We start from the raw sequence: 17,182 nt of genomic DNA, 5'->3' as shown, positions 1-17,182 counted from the left end.
ATGACCGACACGACCACGACGACGGCCGCACCGCAGCACAGCCTGCTGTCCCGTCTGTACACCGGCACGGGTGCCTTCGAGATCGTCGGCCGCCGCAAGCGGTGGTACATCGTCACCGCGGTGATCGTGCTCATCGCCCTGCTCAGCATGCTGCTGCGCGGATTCAGCTGGGGAATCGACTTCGAGGGTGGCACCCGCATCCAGATGCCGGTCGTGGCGGGCGTCTCCGTCGACGACGTCGAAACCGTCTTCAGCGACACCATCGGCTTCGAACCCGAAGCGGTGCAGACCGTCGGCGCCGGCGACGGCGCGACGGTGCAGATCCGGTCGGAGACCCTCGACGTGGAGCAGGTCGCGCAACTGCAGACCGCGTTGTTCGAGGAGTTCCAGCCGGCCGGTCCGGACGGAGAGCCGTCCCGCAACTCGATCAGCGTCGCGGACGTCAGCGAGACGTGGGGAAGCCAGATCACGAACAAGGCGCTTCTCGCGCTGGTGGTCTTCCTCGTCATCGTGAGCATCTACATCACCGTCCGATACCAGCGGAACATGGCGATGGCGGCGATCGCGGCGCTGTTCTTCGACATCGTCGTCACGGCGGGGGTGTATTCGCTCGTCGGCTTCGAGGTCACCCCGGCGACCGTCATCGGTCTGCTCACGATCCTCGGCTTCTCGCTGTACGACACGGTCGTCGTCTTCGACAAGGTCGAGGAGAACACCCGAGGCATCCTGCACCTGCACCGCCGCACCTACGCGGAGCAGGCCAACCTCGCCGTCAACCAGACGCTCATGCGCTCGATCAACACCACCGTCATCTCGGTGCTTCCGGTGCTCGCGCTCATGGTGGTCGCGGTGTGGCTCCTCGGTGTGGGCACGCTCAAGGACCTCGCGCTCGTCCAGCTGGTCGGCATCGTCGTCGGCACCTTCTCCTCGATCTTCTTCGCGACCCCGTTGCTGGTTACCCTCGAGGAATGGCGTGGTCCGGTCGCGAAGCACACCCGCAAGGTGCTCGCCAAGCGGGAGGAGGTCGCCGCCCGCGCGGCGAAGGCCGGAACGACGGCCGGTGCGCAGGCCGCAGGCACGCGCGATCCCCGGATCGTTCCGCCGGCCCCTGCCTCCGATGCCCTGCCCGACCGGGCGACGATCCGTCGCGGCCCCGCCCCCGGAGCGCGACCTACCGGAAAGCGCGCCAAGAGAAGGTCGTGACATGGCGGTGACCGAGCGGAACGACCCGACGACGAGGCGGTCGCCGAGGCGCCGCGGCACGCTCCTCGCGTGTGCAGCGGTGGCCTCGACGCTCGCGTTCTCCACCGTTGCGTGCGGCACGGAGGAGGAACCGCTGCACTCGATCGGGTACGCGATCGACAACACGGTGACGACCTACAACGCGAACACCGTCGACGGTGCCGCCTCCGGCGCGCGCCAGGCGTTCGCCCGGGTGCTGCCCGGATTCGGTTACGTCGGCCCGTCCGGCCGGGTGATCGCGGACACCGACATCGGAACGGCCTCGGTCGTGCCGGGCGAAGGTCTGACCGTGCAGTACCGGTTGTCCCCGGACGCGGTCTACTCCGACGGCGTGCCCATGTCCTGCGACGACCTCGTCCTCGCCTGGGCGGCGTCGAGCGGCCGGTTCACCGCACCGGACGAAGCCGGGAAACAGGTCCCGCTCTTCGACGCCGCCCATCGCGGGGGCTACGCCGACATCGACCGGGTCGACTGTCGGCCCGGTTCGAAGGAGGCCACCGTCGTCTTCCGGCCCGGCCGCGAGGACACGAACTGGAGGTCGCTGTTCTCGGCCACCGAGCTGATGCCGGCGCACGTGGCGGCGGGCCGGTCGGGCGTGGCCGATCTGGTCGGGGCGATCACGACGAACGACACCGACGCCGTCCGGCGCATCGCGGAGTTCTGGAACACCGGCTGGTCTCTCACCCCGGGTGAGATCGACCCGGCCCTCTTCCCGTCGGCGGGTCCGTACCGTATCGAGTCGTACACGGCCGAGGACGGTCTGACGCTCGTCGCGAACGAACGGTGGTGGGGGAACGCCCCGGGCACCGATCGCATCGTCGTATGGCCGCGCGGGACCGACGTGTCCGCGGCGGCGGAGGACGGCCGCATCCACGTCGTCGATGCCGCCGAGGGATCTATCGGCCACAGCAATCTCGGCGACGGCGCCGAGGTCTCCACGGTCGTCTCGCGCAATCTCGAGCAGCTGGTGTTCGCCACGAGCGGGGTGTTCCAGGACCCGGCGGCGCGTCGCGCCGTCGCCCTGTGCGTGCCGCGGACGCAGTTGTTCGACGAGCTGGGCGCCTCCGACGAGTCGGACGGCGTCACGGGCCCGATCACGTCGAGGCTCTTGGCGCCCGATTCGCCGTTGTACCCGCAGACCGCGCCGTCGGCCGAACGTTACGCCGAGGTGGACATCGACGCCGCCCGTTCGGAACGCGAGGCCTCCGGTCAGGACCGGATGCAGGTCCGTATCGGATATCTCGGGCCGGACGACCGGCGCGCGCGCACTCTCGAGTTGATCGGCGAGTCCTGCCGCGAGGCGGGCATCGACATCGTCGACGCCGGCTCCGACACGTTCGCGCCGTCGCAGCTGACGGCCGGGGAGGTCGACGCGATCCTCGTGGGTACCGCCACCGCGGCGGGGGCCGGTGGCACCGCGGACATGGAGGACGCGCGCGATGCGCTGCACTCCGGTGCCGGCAGCAACGTGGGTGGTTACTCGATCGGGCGCGTCGACGAACTGCTCGACGGGCTGCTCGTCGCCCGCGACAACGCCGCCGTCGCCGGGCTCGCGACCGAGGCCGAACGCATCCTGTGGGGCGATGTTCCCACCCTGCCGCTGTTCGCGCAGCCCCGCACGATCGGGTTCGCCGCGGGAATACACGCCGGGGTACCGAACCCGACGACCGCGGGTGCGGGCTGGAACATGGATCGGTGGATACTCAGAGGATGAACGCTCAACGGATCGGCGAACCGCAGCTCGTCGAGGAAGCTGCCGCAGCCGTCGCCGGACACACCCGATGGGTCGACGACTTTCCGTCCACGGGTGTCCGGTTCGCCGACCTGACGCCGGTCTTCGCCGACGGCCCGTCCTTCTCGGCGATCATCGAGGCCCTGTCGTCCGTGGCACCCGACGCCGAACTGGTCGCCGGGATCGATGCGCGTGGTTTCCTCCTCGGGGGTGGCATCGCCCGGACCCTCGGTGTGGGGGTTCTCGCCGTCCGGAAGGCCGGCAAGCTCCCGCCGCCCGTGCAGACCTGCGAATACCGTCTCGAATACGGCACGGCAGCGATCGAGATCCCGGGCGACTGGCTCGCTCTGCGGGGCCGGAAGGTGCTCGTGGTGGACGATGTCCTCGCGACCGGTGGAACCCTGTCCGCGACCGTCGAACTGCTCGAGCGTGTCGGCGCGGAGGTCGTCGGTATCGCCGTCGTCACCGAGATCGAAGCTCTCGGTGGCCGGGCACGACTGCAGAAGTACCCACTGACGTCGCTCGTGCGGATCTGAGAGTTAGAGTTGCCACAGGTGCCGGTGAACCCGCCGGGCCCGTACGGTCCGGACATGCGCATCGGTGACGAACCGGGTTCGCAGCCGCGACGGGAGGTGGAGGGATGACCCAGAATCTCGATCGGTCCCAGAATTCCGGTCAGAATCCGACGCCCACCGCGGCGTCCACCTCTGCCTCGAGGCGGGTGCGCGCCCGCCTGGCCCGGCGCATCACCGGGCAGCGCGGCACCAGCCTCAAGCCCGTCCTCGAGCCGCTGGTCACCATCCATCGGGAGCTGTACCCGAAGGCCGACCTCTCGCAGCTGCAGCGGGCCTACGATGTGGCCGAGGAACGGCACGCCACCCAGAAGCGCAAGTCCGGTGATCCCTACATCACCCATCCGCTGGCGGTCGCGACGATCCTGGCCGAACTCGGTATGGACACCACGACCCTCGTCGCGGCGCTGCTCCACGACACCGTCGAGGACACCGGCTACACGCTCGAGCAGCTCACCGCCGAGTTCGGCGAGGAGGTGGCGCATCTCGTCGACGGCGTCACCAAACTCGACAAGGTCGTGCTCGGTTCGGCCGCCGAGGGTGAGACCATCCGCAAGATGATCATCGCGATGGCGCGCGACCCCCGGGTGCTCGTCATCAAGGTCGCGGACCGTCTGCACAACATGCGGACCATGCGCTTCCTGCCTCCCGAGAAGCAGGCCCGCAAGGCACGCGAAACCCTCGAGGTGATCGCCCCGCTGGCCCATCGTCTCGGGATGGCGACGGTCAAGTGGGAACTCGAGGATCTGGCGTTCGCGATCCTCCACCCGAAGAAGTACGAGGAGATCGTCCGCCTCGTCGCGACCCGCGCGCCGTCGCGCGACACCTACCTGGCCACCGTCCGCGAGGAGATCGGCCGGACGCTCTCGGCATCCCGGATCGACGCGGTCGTCGAGGGCCGGCCCAAGCACTATTGGTCGATCTATCAGAAGATGATCGTCAAGGGCCGCGACTTCGACGACATCCACGACCTGGTCGGCGTGCGGATCCTGTGCAACGAGATCCGCGACTGCTATGCGGCCGTCGGTGTCGTGCACTCGCTGTGGCAGCCCATGGCGGGGCGGTTCAAGGACTACATCGCACAGCCCCGCTACGGCGTCTACCAGTCGTTGCACACCACCGTCATCGGTCCCGAGGGCAAGCCGCTCGAGGTGCAGATCCGCACGCACGAGATGCACCGCACCGCCGAATTCGGTATCGCCGCGCACTGGCGGTACAAGGAGACGAAGGGACGCCACTCCGGCGATGTCGCCGAGCTCGACGACATGGCCTGGATGCGGCAGCTCCTCGACTGGCAGCGTGAGGCGGCGGACCCGGGCGAATTCCTCGAGTCCCTCCGCTACGACCTGGCCGTCAAGGAGATCTTCGTCTTCACTCCCAAGGGCGATGTGATCACCCTTCCGTCGGGCTCGACGCCCGTGGACTTCGCGTACGCCGTGCACACCGAGGTCGGACACCGCTGCATCGGCGCTCGGGTCAACGGCCGGCTCGTGGCACTCGAACGCAAGCTCGAGAACGGTGAGGTCGTGGAGGTGTTCACCTCCAAGGATCCCAATGCCGGCCCGAGCCGCGACTGGCAGTCGTTCGTCGTCTCCCCTCGCGCCAAGGCGAAGATCCGGCAGTGGTTCGCCAAGGAACGCCGCGAGGAAGCCCTCGAATCCGGCAAGGACGCCATCGCGAAGGAAGTGCGCCGCGTCGGTCTGCCGCTACAGCGCCTGATGAACGCCGATCTGATGGTCGCGGTCGCGAAGGAACTGCGCTACGCCGACGTCTCGGCGCTGTACACCGCGGTCGGAGAGCACCACGTCTCGGCGCACCACGTCGTGCAACGGCTGGTCGCGCTGCTCGGTGGCGTCGGTGGCGTCGAGGAGGAACTGGCCGAGCGGTCCACACCGTCGACCATCCCGACCCGCTCGCGGAACAGCGGTGATTCCGGTGTCCTCGTGCCGGGCGCACCGGGCACGGTCTCGAAGCTCGCGAAGTGCTGCACGCCCGTTCCCGGCGACGAGATCATGGGCTTCGTGACCCGGACCGGTGCGGTGAGCGTGCACCGCACCGACTGCACGAACGCCGGGTCGCTGCGGGAGCAGTCGGAGCGGATCATCGAGGTGCAGTGGGCGCCCTCGCCGTCGTCGGTGTTCCTCGTCGCGATCCAGATCGAAGCTCTCGACCGGCACCGTCTGTTGTCCGACGTGACGAAGGCACTCGCCGACGAGAAGGTCAACATCCTGTCGGCCTCCGTGACGACCACGGGCGACCGGGTCGCGGTGAGCCGGTTCACCTTCGAGATGGGCGACCCGAAACATCTCGGGCACGTGCTGAACGTCGTCCGCAATGTCGAAGGCGTCTACGACGTGTACCGGGTGACCTCGGCAGCCTGACCGAATCCGTCTCGGTCTGGCGCCGGACGACGACGTCCCGCCCCGGAATCTCCGGGACGGGACGTCCGTGCGTTCCGTGTGAACGGGGGTGTCAGGACCCGACGGTCACCGACTCGATCTGCACCGCGCGGTTGGGCGCACCGCCGCCGGCCGCCATCGAGCCGTCGTCACCCTCCGCCGCGACCTCCTCGATCACGGCGAGTCCGGCCTCGTCGACCGTCCCGAACACCGTGTAGGTGGGGGGAAGCTGCGAATCCTCGTACACCAGGAAGAACTGGCTGCCGTTGCTGCCGGGACGACCGGTGTTCGCCATCGCGACCGTGCCGCGCGGGTAGATCACCGGTTGCCGTAGCTGGGTGTCGCCGGGCGCGTACACGTTCTCCGGGTACTCGGTGTCGAACCCGTAACCCGGCCCGCCCGTTCCGGTGCCCGTCGGGTCGCCGCACTGCAGCACCTGCAGCCCGGGGGAGGTCACCAGCCGGTGGCAGGGCGTGTCGTCGAAATAGCCCTGCTCCGCGAGGGACACGAAGCTGTTGACCGTGCAGGGGGCCGCGGCCCGGTCGAGTTCGACGCCGATGACGCCGACGCTGGTGGTGATCTGCGCGGCAGCAGCGCCGGTGGCGGAGACGTCGTCCGCGGCGGGGGCGGTCACGTCGCGTGCGGCGTCACCCGAGGCGTCGTAGGTGCACGAGACGGAGTCGGTGCCGCTGGGTCGCTCCGGTAGTTCGCCCGTGTAGGCGGGGGACTGCCGGTCGGCGGCGGACGCCGGTGCCGACGAGCTCGCGGCGGTATCGGTGGACGAATCGTCGGAGCACCCCGTGAGGAGGAGTGCGAGCCCGAGGCCGGCGGCGAGGGTGGTGCGCAATCGGATCATCAGTCCATCCTGACCGACGTGAGGGTCGTCTCCAGTGCGGGGGTACCGTCGGCAGCCCCACCCGCTACACCGGCTGCGGCGATCGTGTCGAGGGTCGCAAGACCGGTCTCGTCGATCGTGCCGAACACGGTGTACTGAGGGGGCAGCACCGAGTCGCCGTACACCAGGAAGAACTGGCTGCCGTTGGTCTCGGGCTGTCCGGTGTTCGCCATCGCGAGGGTGCCGCGCGGATAGGTCATCGGTTCCTGCGCGGCGGGATCGTCGGCGGCGAACTGATCGGTGGGGAACTCGTTGGCGAACTGGTAACCCGGTCCGCCGGAACCGCTCCCGGACGGGTCGCCGCACTGCAGGACCTGCAGGGACGGCGAGGTGGTCAGACGGTGGCAGGTCGTGTCGTCGAAGTAGTTCTGCGACGCCAGCGACAGGAAACTGTTGACGGTGCACGGCGAGTCGTCGTTGTGCAGGATCAGGCCGATGTTGCCCTGATTCGTCTCCACGCTGACACTGACGTCCGTGTTGCCCTCGCCGGTTGTGCGGATGCCCTCGGTGCGCGGGGGCTGCGCGGGCTTCGACGGCTCGCGACCGTCGGCGGGGTACGAGCAGTTCACCGTCTCGGGCAACGGCTCCGACCGGCCCTCGGGCAGTGCCGCGTACTCGGAACCGGAGGTGTCGTTCGACGCTGCCTCCGTGGCCGTGTCGTCACCCCGGTTCACCGCCCACAGTGCAACACCTGCGCCGACGACCATGATCACCCCGAGCGCGGAGAGCGCGATCGTCGCGCGGCGCCGCTTGCGCTCGCGTTCGGCTCGTCGCTCGAGTTGCCGTTCGAGTTTGCGTTTCGCGGCCTGGCGCCGTTGTGCGTTGCTCGGCACTGCAGTAGTCCTCCCGTGAACGATCGATGTGGTCCAACCGACTTCGAAGCCGATTCGAGTCTGCCACCCGGGACCGGGAACCCGCGGACAGGGCGCAACGCATAGTCTGTAGGAGACCTCGAAGGCTTCCACCCGTAGGAGCGATGCTCGTGCTCGTGACCGGATTCCCTGCCGGGATGTTCCAGACCAACTGCTACATCCTCGCGCAGGACAACGCGAAGGAGTGCGTCGTCGTCGATCCCGGCCAGGACGCCGCCGAGCCGCTCGTGGAGTTCCTCACGGGATCCGATCTCACGCCCCGGGCGGTGCTGCTCACGCACGGTCACCTCGACCACATGTGGTCGGCGCAGCCGATCGCCGACCGGTACGGGATCCCCGTCTACATCCACCCCGACGACCGGGCGATGCTCACCGATCCGCTGCAGGGCATGGGGTCGAGCCTCGCCCCCTTCCTCGACGGCGTCGAGTTCGTCGAACCGCAGCAGGTCGTGGAGTTCGGCGACGGAGACGAGATCGAACACGCCGGAATCGAGTTCGTCGTCGACCACACGCCCGGACACACCCGCGGCTCGGTCGTCCTGCGCACGCGCACCACCACCCCGGACGGGGCTGCCCTGAACGTCGCGCTCACCGGCGACACCCTGTTCCAGGGGTCGATCGGCCGTACCGACCTGCCGGGCGGCGACCACGCGCAACTGCTCGACTCGATCGCCCGCAAATTGCTCGTGCTCGACGACGGCACCAACATCCTTCCCGGTCACGGCGGGTCGAGCACGATCGGGCAGGAGCGGGTCTCGAATCCCTTCCTCACCGGCCTGGCAGAATCCCGCTGACACACGAACACCGCGATCCGTCGGTGACCAACCGAGAGAATTCCGAGAGAAGGCAGTACCAGTGAGCAAGGCCTCCACGTTTTCGGCGCCGAAGGGTGTGCCCGATTACGTTCCCCCGCAGTCGGCGGAGTTCGTGGCGGTACGGGACGGTCTGACCCGTGCCGCACGCTTGGCGGGGTACGGGCACATCGAACTGCCCATCTTCGAGGACACCGGCCTGTTCGCTCGGGGCGTCGGCGAATCCACCGACGTCGTCACGAAAGAGATGTACACCTTCGCCGATCGCGGTGAGCGCTCGGTCACGCTCCGTCCCGAGGGCACCGCGGGCGTGATGCGGGCGGTGATCGAGCACGGCCTCGATCGAGGTCAGCTCCCCGTGAAGCTGTCGTATTCCGGACCGTTCTTCCGCTACGAGCGCCCCCAGGCCGGTCGCTACCGTCAGCTGCAGCAGGTCGGTGTCGAGGCGATCGGCATCGACGATCCTGCGCTCGACGCCGAGGTCATCGCGATCGCCGACGCCGGGTTCCGGTCGCTCGGCCTCGACGGCTTCCGCCTCGAGATCACCTCGCTCGGCGACGACACCTGCCGCCCGCAGTACCGGGAGAAGTTGCAGCAGTTCTTGTTCGGGCTCCCGCTCGACGAGGAGACCCGCCGCCGCGCGGAGATCAACCCGCTGCGCGTGCTCGACGACAAGCGTCCCGAGGTCCGCGAGATGACGGCCGACGCACCGCTGATGCTCGACCACCTCTCGGACACCGCGCGTGCGCACTTCGACGAGGTGCTCGCGCACCTCGACGCGATCGGCGTCCCGTACGTCGTGAACCCGCGCATGGTGCGCGGCCTCGACTACTACACGAAGACCACCTTCGAGTTCGTCCACGACGGACTCGGAGCCCAGTCCGGTATCGGTGGCGGCGGTCGCTACGACGGACTCATGGAGCAGCTGGGTGGCCAGCCGCTCTCGGGTATCGGTTTCGGGATCGGCGTCGACCGCACGGTTCTCGCGCTCGCCGCGGAGGGCAAGTCGGCCGGCAGCCCCGCACGATGCGAGGTGTACGGCGTGCCCATGGGGGATGCCGCCAAGGCTGCGCTCGTGCCCATCGCGCACAAGCTGCGCGCAGCAGGCCTCCGCGTCGACCTGGCCTACGGCGGACGTGGCCTGAAGGGCGCGATGAAGGCTGCCGACAAGTCCGGCGCCGTCGTCGCGCTCGTCCTCGGCGACCGCGAACTCGAGGCGGGCGAGATCGTCGTGAAGGATCTGCGCAACGGCGAACAGCACAGCGTTGCTCTCACGGACGTCGTCGCCCGTGTGGGTGAGGTCGTTGCCGGCGCATGACGACCGGGACGGTGGCGCCGTCCCGCTCGATCTGATCCCGGCCCGGCTGCTGCGGCCGCGGGCACGCAAGATCGCGTTGCTCGCGCTCGCCGTCGGCGTCGTCCTCGGCGTCCTCGTCTGGATCGTCGCGCCCGGCTGGGTGGCCTTGCTCGTCGGTGCGGTCCTCGCGGTGCCACCGGCTCTCGGGGCGTTCCTGGCCACGCGTCGGCACCTGCTGCTGCGCGGCACCGTCATCACCCTTTCGGGGGCATTCCGGTCGCGCAGTGTCGATCTGGCGCGGCTCGCCGGCGTCGAACTGCTCGTGCGGGTGGGCGGCGTCTCGCAGGCGGTCTTGCGCGTCAACGACGGTGAGCACAATCTCGTGTCGGTTCCGTTGGCGCTGTACGCCAACGGCGGAGGTCGCGAACTCGAGGTGCTCGCTCTGCGGAAGCTGGCGAATGCGCTGGCCACCAGCGAGATTGCACCGGCAGCGGCGGTCTCGTCGGTGCTCGTCGAACAGTTGCGGGCCGAGGCCCGCGACGCCGCGCTCGGCGAACGCCCGCTCTACCGGGCTATCGAACTCGCGCGCGGCGCCGGGCGCGTGCCGCAGACGACGCTGACCGACCACGAGGTGGCTTCCCTGGTCGACTGACGGCCTGGGCTCACCGGTCGTCGTGCGAACCGATCACGGCAGGAACGACCAACGGCAACTCGCCGACCACCTCGGTGCTCACGGAGGCGGCACTCAGGAGACGGGCAGGGGAGCGGTGCTCCTCGTCCTCGGACCCGCGGCCCGACGTCGCGGGGACCATCCCGCCGGTGGAAGGCGTGCGGCCCCCCGGCGTCGTACCGGTCGTCGCCGGCGACCCTCCGCCCGCACCCGCACCCGCGCCCGCACCCGTCGGGAGCGGAGTGGCGGCGGGCACACTCGCAGTCCCGAACGCGGTCCCCGCGCTGCCGTGACCGGCGAAGACTCCCGCCGACACCGTTCCGGCCGAGCCTGCGACGGCCGCACCGACGGTGGGGACCGCCGTGTGCGCGGTGGGCACGGTCGATGCGTAGGCGGTGGGAGCGGTCGGGGCGTGAGCGGCGGCCGCGGTGAACGGTGCGGCGGCACTCGATGCGACATCGGTTGCGGCCGTGGCGATCGTGCGCATCTCGTGCACCCCCGCCACCGCGACGGGCGCGGGCACCGGAACAGGTGCGGTCAACGGGGTCATCGCGGCGGTGTGGACCGCCAGTTCGCCTCGCGTACGCGCGACGACGGCCAGTGCCGCCTGAAGATGTTGTGCGGCCGACGCCAGCAGAGCGGCCTGACCCGGCGGTGTCACCAGAGCGGGGGCGGCCGCGACCGCTGTGGCCACGAACGACTGTGCGATGCCGGTCAATTCGACGTTGCCGCGTTCGACGCTCGCCGTGGCGGCGCGGGTGACGTCGCCGATCCGGTCGCCGCGGTCGGCCAGTTCGAGCGCGGACTGCTGAGCCCGGACGCCGTGACCGGTGGCCTCGTCGGCCGTCGCACCCTCCCACGACTCCGGAAGCGCGTGCAGCGCACTGCGCCCGAGAGTGGTCGCGGTCTCGAGCAGGCGCGAACCCTGATGCAGGATCGCCGTGGGATCGAGCGAGTCGAGGATGCCGGTGCCGAACATCGAGCCGAGTTCGGTGAGCGGCCGCACGATCACCTCGAGATCGGGCAGCACCGGCACCGGAATCGATTCGAGCAGTTCGACGATCGTGTTCGCGTCGAGGACGGGCAGACCCGGCTCGGGGAGCACGGGTTGCGGTGGTACGGGAATCGGGGCGTCGAGGACCGGTCCGATCGGTGACGCGCGAAGTGCGTCGAGAACGGTCGGTGAGGTGACGGGTGCTGCTGCGGCGTCTGCGACCGATCCCTGCATCACAGTCCTCCCGCGGCGTCGGAGAGGGCCGAAGCCGTTCCGGTGTCGGCGGTTTCGTAGCCGGCGGCGGCTTCGTGTGCCGCGATGCCGTTGGACGCGTATGCCCACGACAGTTGTGTGACGGCACGGGTGTGCTCGGACTGCGCTGCTGCGAACACCGCGAGGAACTCGCTTCCGATGAGTCCCATGGCCGGACTCAGCGCGGAGATGTTGGCCTGCAGATCGAACGCCCCTGCCTGTGCGACGTGCTCGGCCGCACGAAGATTCGTCGTCCCGAACGCTCGAACTCCGTCGGGCACCACCCGGATTCCGGCACCGGGAAACAGACCGCTCATCGAACCCCCCTCGAAGATCAGTGTGGCGAGCACTCTAACTCGAGAGAACCGGGGGAGCCACCGGGTCCTGGCCGGCCTGTGGATGAACCCACAGCATCGGCGATGAATTCGTTGCAGACCGGGTGCGCGACCTTCGATCGCACCTTGTGCCGTAGGCGAGCCGGAACTTCTCGGACGCGACGCGCGATGCTTCGGGGATCGGTCGTGACCCACCTTCGGCGGCCGTACCGACGTTCACCGAATCGGCGAGCGTGCAGGCGTCGTGGTCCCGACGGCAGGGGTGGACCCGCTAGGAGGTGGCGGCCGACCGCTTACCGTCGATCATGCGATCACGCATGCGGGTGAAGGTCTCGGTCATGGAGGCGATGTCGTCGGGGGAGAGCAGGTCGAACATGTTCTCGCGGACCGCGTCGACGTGGCCCGGGCCCGCTGCGGCGAGTCGCGCGTAGCCGGCCTCCGTGAGTTCCGCCCAGGCCCCGCGTCGATCGGATTCGCACTCCACGCGCCGCACCCATCCCGCGTTCTCCATGCGGGAGACCGCCCGGGTGATCCCGCTGCGGGTCGTGGTGCTGGCATCCGCGATGTCGCGCATGCGCATCCTGCGGTCGGGCGCCTCGGAGAGCAGGACGAGGATCTCGAAGTCGGTGAAGGAGATGTCGGAATCCCGCAGCAACTGCTTGTCGAGATTCTGGAACAGCAGGCGGGTCGCATCCAGATAGGCACGCCACAGTCGCTGTTCGTCGTCGTTCAGCCACATCGTTTCTCCCATGAAATCCAGTCTACCCCAGTTAGTTGACTACGCAATCAAATGTGACACACTGGAAAGGTCGACCGACGCGACCACCGAGAGGAGTCGAGCGGCATGAGCAATACCGACACCCGCCCCGAGGAGATCCACTGCCGGACGGAGGATCTTCCGATCCGGGACGCACACCGCCCCCGCGTGGAGATCATCACCTCGCGCGAGGTCCCGCTCGGCGGTCCGCGGGCGATGCCCGTCCGCCGTACCCTTCCGCAACGGCAGCGCTCGCTCATCGGTGCGTGGTGCTTCGTCGACCACTACGGCCCCGACGACGTCTCCCGCACCGGTGGCATGGACGTCGCACCGCACCCCCACACCGGACTGCAGACGGTGTCGTGGCTGTTCACCGGGGAGATCGAACACCGCGACAGTCACGGCGTGCACGCGATGGTCCGGCCGGGGGAGTTGAACCTCATGACCGGAGGCCACGGGATCTGCCACTCCGAGGTCTCCACATCCGCGACCGCCACGCTGCACGGCATGCAGTTGTGGCTGGCCCTGCCCGACGCGCATCGCGATGCGCCCCGCGACTTCCAGCACCATGTGCCGCCGGTCGTCCGGGTACGCGGCGCCGCAGTGAAGGTCTTCCTCGGTTCGCTCGCGGGCCGGCAGTCGCCCGTGACGACGTTCACGCCGCTGCTCGGGGCCGAGATCGTCCTCGATCCTGCGACGAGCATCACCCTCGACGTCGACCCGTCGTTCGAGCACGGCGTGCTCGTCGACACCGGTACGGTCGCGCTGTTCGGTACCGTGCTCACGCGTGCCGCGCTCGGCTACACCGGAACCGGTGTGCCGGCCCTCGAACTGACCAACACCACCGACGAACCCGCACGTATCGTCCTCCTCGGCGGAACACCCTTCGGCGAGGAGATCGTGATGTGGTGGAACTTCGTCGGGCGCAACCACGACGAGATCGTCGCCTACCGGGACGCCTGGGAACGCGGGTCCGATCGCTTCGGCAGCGTCTCCGGCTACACCGGCCGGGTCGAGCGTCTCCCGGCGCCACCCCTGCCCCAGGCGCGTATCCGCCCCCGCCGCAATCCGTCCACCGCAGATCCGAACTGCCCGACACAGGACCCCGCATGAGCACCACACCGATACTCGACGTCCGCCGCGCGGACGACCGCCTCCGCACGAAGATCGACTGGCTCGATTCGCGACATTCCTTCTCGTTCGGCCACCACTACGACCCGGAGAACACGCATTTCGGCGTACTCATGGTCAACAACGACGACATCGTCCGTGCCGGAGCCGGTTTCGACACCCATCCGCACCGCGACATGGAGATCGTCACATGGGTGCTCCGCGGATCGCTCGTGCACCAGGATTCGACGGGGCACTCCGGGGTGATCTACCCGGGTCTCGCGCAGCGTATGAGTGCGGGTTCCGGGATCCTCCACTCCGAGAAGAACGACTCGTGGCGCTGTGCCGGTGCCACCGGCTCCCACGCCGCCGAGCACGACGAGCCGGTGCGTTTCGTGCAGATGTGGGTGCTGCCGGACGAAGCGGGCATCGAGCCCGGATACGAACAGCTCGAGATCGACGACGAACTGCTCTCCGGTGGTCTGGTTCCGGTCGCATCGGGAATGGATGCCTACGCCGACCATTCCGCGATCCGCATCCGCAACAGGTACGCGGCCATGCATGTCGCGCGGATGCGTCCGGACCGGCCCGTGACGCTCCCGGACGCGCCGTTCCTGCACGTGTTCGTCGCGCGAGGGGAAGCCGCGCTCGAAGGGGCCGGACATCTCGCGGAAGGAGACGCCGTGCGGATTGCCGGCGGCGGTGGCCGGCAGCTCACCACCGCGACCGGCGCGGAGATCCTCGTCTGGGAGATGCACGCCGCACTCGGGCACTCCTGAACGGTGCGGGTCGGGACGGGAAGCGACGTCAGGCCCGCTCCGTGGATCCGGAACGGGCCTGACGTATCGGTGTGTCAGCTCGTGGCGCCGCTCATCGGCAGCAGCCGGGCCAGCACGTCCGACAGGGTGATCAATCCGACGATCCGGCCGTTCTCGGTAACGGTGACCAGATGGTTCCTGGTTTCCCGCATCGTCGTCAGCGCCTCGTAGACAGGCGTCACCGCGTCGATCGTCAGCGCCGGGCGCATCAGTTCGGCCGCGGTGGTTCCGGGAGCGGCCTGGAGGCTGTCGCGCACGTGCACCACGCCGTCCACGTGGCCGTTGGCCCGCACGAGCAGTCGAAGATGCCCTGTGCGATGGGCCGTCTCGCGGATCTCGGCGCCGGTCGAGGTGGGCTTCACGCTGCTCGGCTGTGCTTGCGGCGTGACGATGTCGCCGAGTGTCAGCGTCTCGAGTTCCAGCGCGCTGCTGAGGTGTCCGTGATAGCGCTCGTCGAGCGTGCCGACCGTGGCCGAGTGCTCGACCAGGTGCCGCAGCGCATCGGGATCCTGCCCTTCGGCGACCTGGTCCACCGGGTCCACGCCGATCTTCCGCAGACACCAGTTCGCCATGTGGTTCAACCGGACGATCAACGGCCGGGTCACCCACATGAACGCGCGCATCGGCAATGCCAGCATCGTGGCGGACTTCTCCGGATGGGCGATCGCCCACGACTTCGGCGCCATCTCACCGACGACGAGGTGGAGGAACGTCACGATGATCAGGGCGAGGACGAAACCGGCCACGTCCGCGAGCCACAGCGGTGCGCCCCAGTTCTCGAACAACGGGGTGAGCCAGTGGTGCACGGCAGGTTTCGTCGTCGCGCCGAGCGCGAGCGTGCATACCGTGATGCCGAGCTGGGATCCTGCGAGCAGCACCGACAATTCGGAGGCACTGCGCAGAGCGGCCCGTGCCGAGCGGCTCGACGCCGCCGCGTCCTCCAGGCGGTGTCGCCGCGCCGCGATGAGCGCGAACTCGACCGCGACGAAGAACGCGCTGGCGGCGATCAGGCCGATCGTCACCGCCGCGACGACCACAGGGTTACTCATCGCCGGTCACCTCGTCCGTCAGAACGGTCACGTGCACCGAGGACGGCACGTGTTTGTCGATGTCGCGTACCTCGGCCACGAGGGTCCGGTGGGTCGGACCCTCCTCGTGCACGAGTTCGGCCGGATCGGGATCGAGCGTGATCCGGACGGTGTCACCCACCTCGGGAAGGCCGCCGAACTCGGTGATGACCAGACCCGCGAGTGTCTCGTAGTCACCCTCGGGCAGATCGTGGTCGAGGGTGCGGGCCACCTCGTCGATGTGCGCGTCGCCTCGGACGAGCCAGCCGTCGCCCTCGGGACGGATGACCTCGACGGCGACCGCGGGATCGTGCTCGTCGGCGATCTCGCCGACCAATTCCTCCGCGATGTCCTCCAGGGTGACGACGCCGGCGAAACCGCCGTACTCGTCGATCACCAGGGCCATCTCGTCCTCGGCCCGGGTCAGCTCGGTGAGAACTTCCGGAAGAGCCAGCGTCGCCGGCACGATCACCGGCGGCCGGCAGACCGTCGCGGCCGTGCCCGTCGGAGTGTCGAGTCCGAGAAGATCGTGGAGGTGCACGACACCGCGCAGATCGTCGGACGAGGTACCCACCACGGGGTAGCGGGTGTGACCGTCGCTCATCTTGTCGAGGATCGTGGTAACCGGCTCGTCCAACTCGACGACGTCGACCCGCGAACGCGGGATCATTGCGTGCTCGGCTGTGCGCGTAGGGAACTCGAGGATCCGGTCGAGCAGGGTGGACAATTCCGGAGGCAGCTCGCCGGTCTCCCGGGACGCGGCCACGATGTGTTCGAGGTCGCGCGGAGTGGCGGAGTGCTCGACGTCGTGCACCGGTTCGATGCGCAGGGCTCGCAGCAGGAGGTTCGACGACGCGTCGAACAGTTTGATCAACCAACCGAAGACGGCGAGATACGCACTCGTCGACAGGGCGAGTCGGCGGGCGACCGGCTCGGGGCGGGCGATGGCCAGGTTCTTCGGCACCAACTCTCCGAAGACCATCTGGACCACCGTCGAGAAGAGCACCGCCAGCACGGTGCCGACCGCGACACCCACGGCGGTGGGGATGCCCACACCGCCGAGCAACTCACCGAGGCCGCTACCGATCAACGGTTCCGCGACATAGCCCACGAGCAGACCGGTGACGGTGATGCCGAGCTGAGCGCCCGAGAGCATGAAGGAAGTGCGGCGGGTGACCGTCAGTGCGCGGGCCGCAGCCGTGTCACCGCCTTCGGCGCGGGCCTTCAGGCGGGAGCGGTCGACGGCCATGTACGCGAATTCCTGCGCGACGAAGTAGCCGGTCAGAGCAGTGATGGCGAGAACGACAAGAATGCCGGCCGCGATTCCGAGGGCGGTCAGCACTGAAGGGACCGGGCTC

At 68.9% G+C, this 17,182-nt stretch carries 16 protein-coding genes; 9 read left to right on the top strand and 7 right to left on the bottom strand.

All coding sequences use genetic code 11. From position 1 onward, the window contains the following. The 4 genes from secF to A8G18_RS18320 all read left to right on the top strand — a co-directional run bounded on the left by secF (position 1) and on the right by A8G18_RS18320 (position 5,927). Positions 1–1,203, top strand: coding sequence for a protein translocase subunit SecF (secF, locus tag A8G18_RS18335; RefSeq protein WP_245207912.1), 1,203 nt, complete (start codon positions 1–3; stop codon positions 1,201–1,203). A gap of 1 nt (position 1,204) precedes the next feature. Further along, on the top strand, positions 1,205–2,956 hold the full coding sequence (locus A8G18_RS18330; RefSeq protein ID WP_064064960.1) for an ABC transporter substrate-binding protein: 1,752 nt from the start codon (positions 1,205–1,207) through the stop codon (positions 2,954–2,956). Beyond that, complete coding sequence (locus A8G18_RS18325; RefSeq protein ID WP_064064959.1) at positions 2,953–3,510, top strand: adenine phosphoribosyltransferase; 558 nt, start codon at positions 2,953–2,955, stop codon at positions 3,508–3,510. Before A8G18_RS18330 ends, A8G18_RS18325 begins: the two co-directional genes overlap by 4 nt. Positions 3,511–3,614: 104 nt before the next feature. After that, positions 3,615–5,927: a RelA/SpoT family protein gene (locus tag A8G18_RS18320; RefSeq protein ID WP_064064958.1), complete on the top strand. Its 2,313-nt coding sequence runs from the start codon at positions 3,615–3,617 to the stop codon at positions 5,925–5,927. Positions 5,928–6,018: 91 nt separating this feature from the next. Here A8G18_RS18320 and A8G18_RS18315 read toward each other — a convergent pair whose 3' ends face one another. Together A8G18_RS18315 and A8G18_RS18310 are read right to left on the bottom strand one after the other, a co-directional pair. After that, positions 6,019–6,801, bottom strand: coding sequence for a peptidylprolyl isomerase (locus A8G18_RS18315; protein WP_064064957.1), 783 nt, complete (start codon positions 6,799–6,801; stop codon positions 6,019–6,021). Continuing rightward, the gene (locus A8G18_RS18310) at positions 6,801–7,673 is read right to left on the bottom strand and encodes a peptidylprolyl isomerase (protein ID WP_064064956.1); all 873 of its coding nucleotides are present in this window, start codon (positions 7,671–7,673) and stop codon (positions 6,801–6,803) included. The genes A8G18_RS18315 and A8G18_RS18310 overlap by 1 nt, the downstream gene beginning before the upstream one ends. Before the next feature lie 149 nt (positions 7,674–7,822). Between A8G18_RS18310 and A8G18_RS18305 the strand changes: the two genes are divergently transcribed. The 3 genes from A8G18_RS18305 to A8G18_RS18295 all read left to right on the top strand — a co-directional run bounded on the left by A8G18_RS18305 (position 7,823) and on the right by A8G18_RS18295 (position 10,473). Continuing rightward, entirely contained in the window at positions 7,823–8,506 is a 684-nt protein-coding gene (locus tag A8G18_RS18305) for an MBL fold metallo-hydrolase (RefSeq protein WP_026003171.1), read from the top strand. 61 nt (positions 8,507–8,567) lie between these two features. Then, complete coding sequence (gene hisS, locus A8G18_RS18300; RefSeq protein WP_016933619.1) at positions 8,568–9,842, top strand: histidine--tRNA ligase; 1,275 nt, start codon at positions 8,568–8,570, stop codon at positions 9,840–9,842. Continuing rightward, positions 9,829–10,473: a hypothetical protein gene (locus A8G18_RS18295; RefSeq protein WP_172506039.1), complete on the top strand. Its 645-nt coding sequence runs from the start codon at positions 9,829–9,831 to the stop codon at positions 10,471–10,473. The genes hisS and A8G18_RS18295 overlap by 14 nt, the downstream gene beginning before the upstream one ends. A 10-nt stretch (positions 10,474–10,483) precedes the next feature. Here the strand turns inward: A8G18_RS18295 and A8G18_RS18290 are convergent, their stop codons facing one another. The 3 genes from A8G18_RS18290 to A8G18_RS18280 form a co-directional block, all read right to left on the bottom strand. Next, on the bottom strand, positions 10,484–11,719 hold the full coding sequence (locus A8G18_RS18290) for a hypothetical protein (protein ID WP_064065005.1): 1,236 nt from the start codon (positions 11,717–11,719) through the stop codon (positions 10,484–10,486). Next, entirely contained in the window at positions 11,719–12,054 is a 336-nt protein-coding gene (locus tag A8G18_RS18285; RefSeq protein ID WP_026003172.1) for a type VII secretion target, read from the bottom strand. The genes A8G18_RS18290 and A8G18_RS18285 overlap by 1 nt, the downstream gene beginning before the upstream one ends. Positions 12,055–12,343: 289 nt before the next feature. Next, positions 12,344–12,823, bottom strand: coding sequence for a MarR family winged helix-turn-helix transcriptional regulator (locus A8G18_RS18280; RefSeq protein WP_064064954.1), 480 nt, complete (start codon positions 12,821–12,823; stop codon positions 12,344–12,346). 93 nt (positions 12,824–12,916) lie between these two features. Here A8G18_RS18280 and A8G18_RS18275 point away from each other — a divergent pair, with 93 nt between their 5' ends. Together A8G18_RS18275 and A8G18_RS18270 are read left to right on the top strand one after the other, a co-directional pair. Then, positions 12,917–13,942 (top strand): pirin family protein, encoded by a 1,026-nt coding sequence (locus tag A8G18_RS18275; protein ID WP_064064953.1) that lies wholly within the window; start codon positions 12,917–12,919, stop codon positions 13,940–13,942. After that, on the top strand, positions 13,939–14,718 hold the full coding sequence (locus tag A8G18_RS18270) for a pirin family protein (RefSeq protein WP_064064952.1): 780 nt from the start codon (positions 13,939–13,941) through the stop codon (positions 14,716–14,718). Before A8G18_RS18275 ends, A8G18_RS18270 begins: the two co-directional genes overlap by 4 nt. A gap of 74 nt (positions 14,719–14,792) precedes the next feature. Here A8G18_RS18270 and A8G18_RS18265 read toward each other — a convergent pair whose 3' ends face one another. Together A8G18_RS18265 and A8G18_RS18260 are read right to left on the bottom strand one after the other, a co-directional pair. Then, entirely contained in the window at positions 14,793–15,806 is a 1,014-nt protein-coding gene (locus A8G18_RS18265) for a hemolysin family protein (RefSeq protein WP_026003251.1), read from the bottom strand. Next, complete coding sequence (locus A8G18_RS18260) at positions 15,799–17,166, bottom strand: hemolysin family protein (RefSeq protein ID WP_064064951.1); 1,368 nt, start codon at positions 17,164–17,166, stop codon at positions 15,799–15,801. Before A8G18_RS18260 ends, A8G18_RS18265 begins: the two co-directional genes overlap by 8 nt. Positions 17,167–17,182 lie beyond the last annotated feature (16 nt).

It is taken from the genome of Rhodococcus gordoniae (assembly GCF_001646655.1).
Lineage (GTDB): Bacteria > Actinomycetota > Actinomycetes > Mycobacteriales > Mycobacteriaceae > Rhodococcus > Rhodococcus gordoniae.
Note: the sequence above shows the minus strand (reverse complement) of the source record. Positions and strands in the feature narration are given on the sequence as shown.

What these genes read in the sequence shown, in the direction of transcription:
- secF (WP_245207912.1), top strand. Translation starts at nt 1, where the DNA reads ATGACCGACACGACCACGACGACGGCCGCACCGCAGCACAGCCTGCTG.
- A8G18_RS18325 (WP_064064959.1), top strand. Translation starts at nt 2,953, where the DNA reads ATGAACGCTCAACGGATCGGCGAACCGCAGCTCGTCGAGGAAGCTGCC.
- A8G18_RS18285 (WP_026003172.1), bottom strand. Translation starts at nt 12,054, where the DNA reads ATGAGCGGTCTGTTTCCCGGTGCCGGAATCCGGGTGGTGCCCGACGGA.
- A8G18_RS18330 (WP_064064960.1), top strand. Translation starts at nt 1,205, where the DNA reads ATGGCGGTGACCGAGCGGAACGACCCGACGACGAGGCGGTCGCCGAGG.
- A8G18_RS18290 (WP_064065005.1), bottom strand. Translation starts at nt 11,719, where the DNA reads ATGCAGGGATCGGTCGCAGACGCCGCAGCAGCACCCGTCACCTCACCG.
- A8G18_RS18315 (WP_064064957.1), bottom strand. Translation starts at nt 6,801, where the DNA reads ATGATCCGATTGCGCACCACCCTCGCCGCCGGCCTCGGGCTCGCACTC.
- A8G18_RS18270 (WP_064064952.1), top strand. Translation starts at nt 13,939, where the DNA reads ATGAGCACCACACCGATACTCGACGTCCGCCGCGCGGACGACCGCCTC.
- A8G18_RS18280 (WP_064064954.1), bottom strand. Translation starts at nt 12,823, where the DNA reads ATGGGAGAAACGATGTGGCTGAACGACGACGAACAGCGACTGTGGCGT.
- A8G18_RS18265 (WP_026003251.1), bottom strand. Translation starts at nt 15,806, where the DNA reads ATGAGTAACCCTGTGGTCGTCGCGGCGGTGACGATCGGCCTGATCGCC.
- A8G18_RS18275 (WP_064064953.1), top strand. Translation starts at nt 12,917, where the DNA reads ATGAGCAATACCGACACCCGCCCCGAGGAGATCCACTGCCGGACGGAG.
- A8G18_RS18320 (WP_064064958.1), top strand. Translation starts at nt 3,615, where the DNA reads ATGACCCAGAATCTCGATCGGTCCCAGAATTCCGGTCAGAATCCGACG.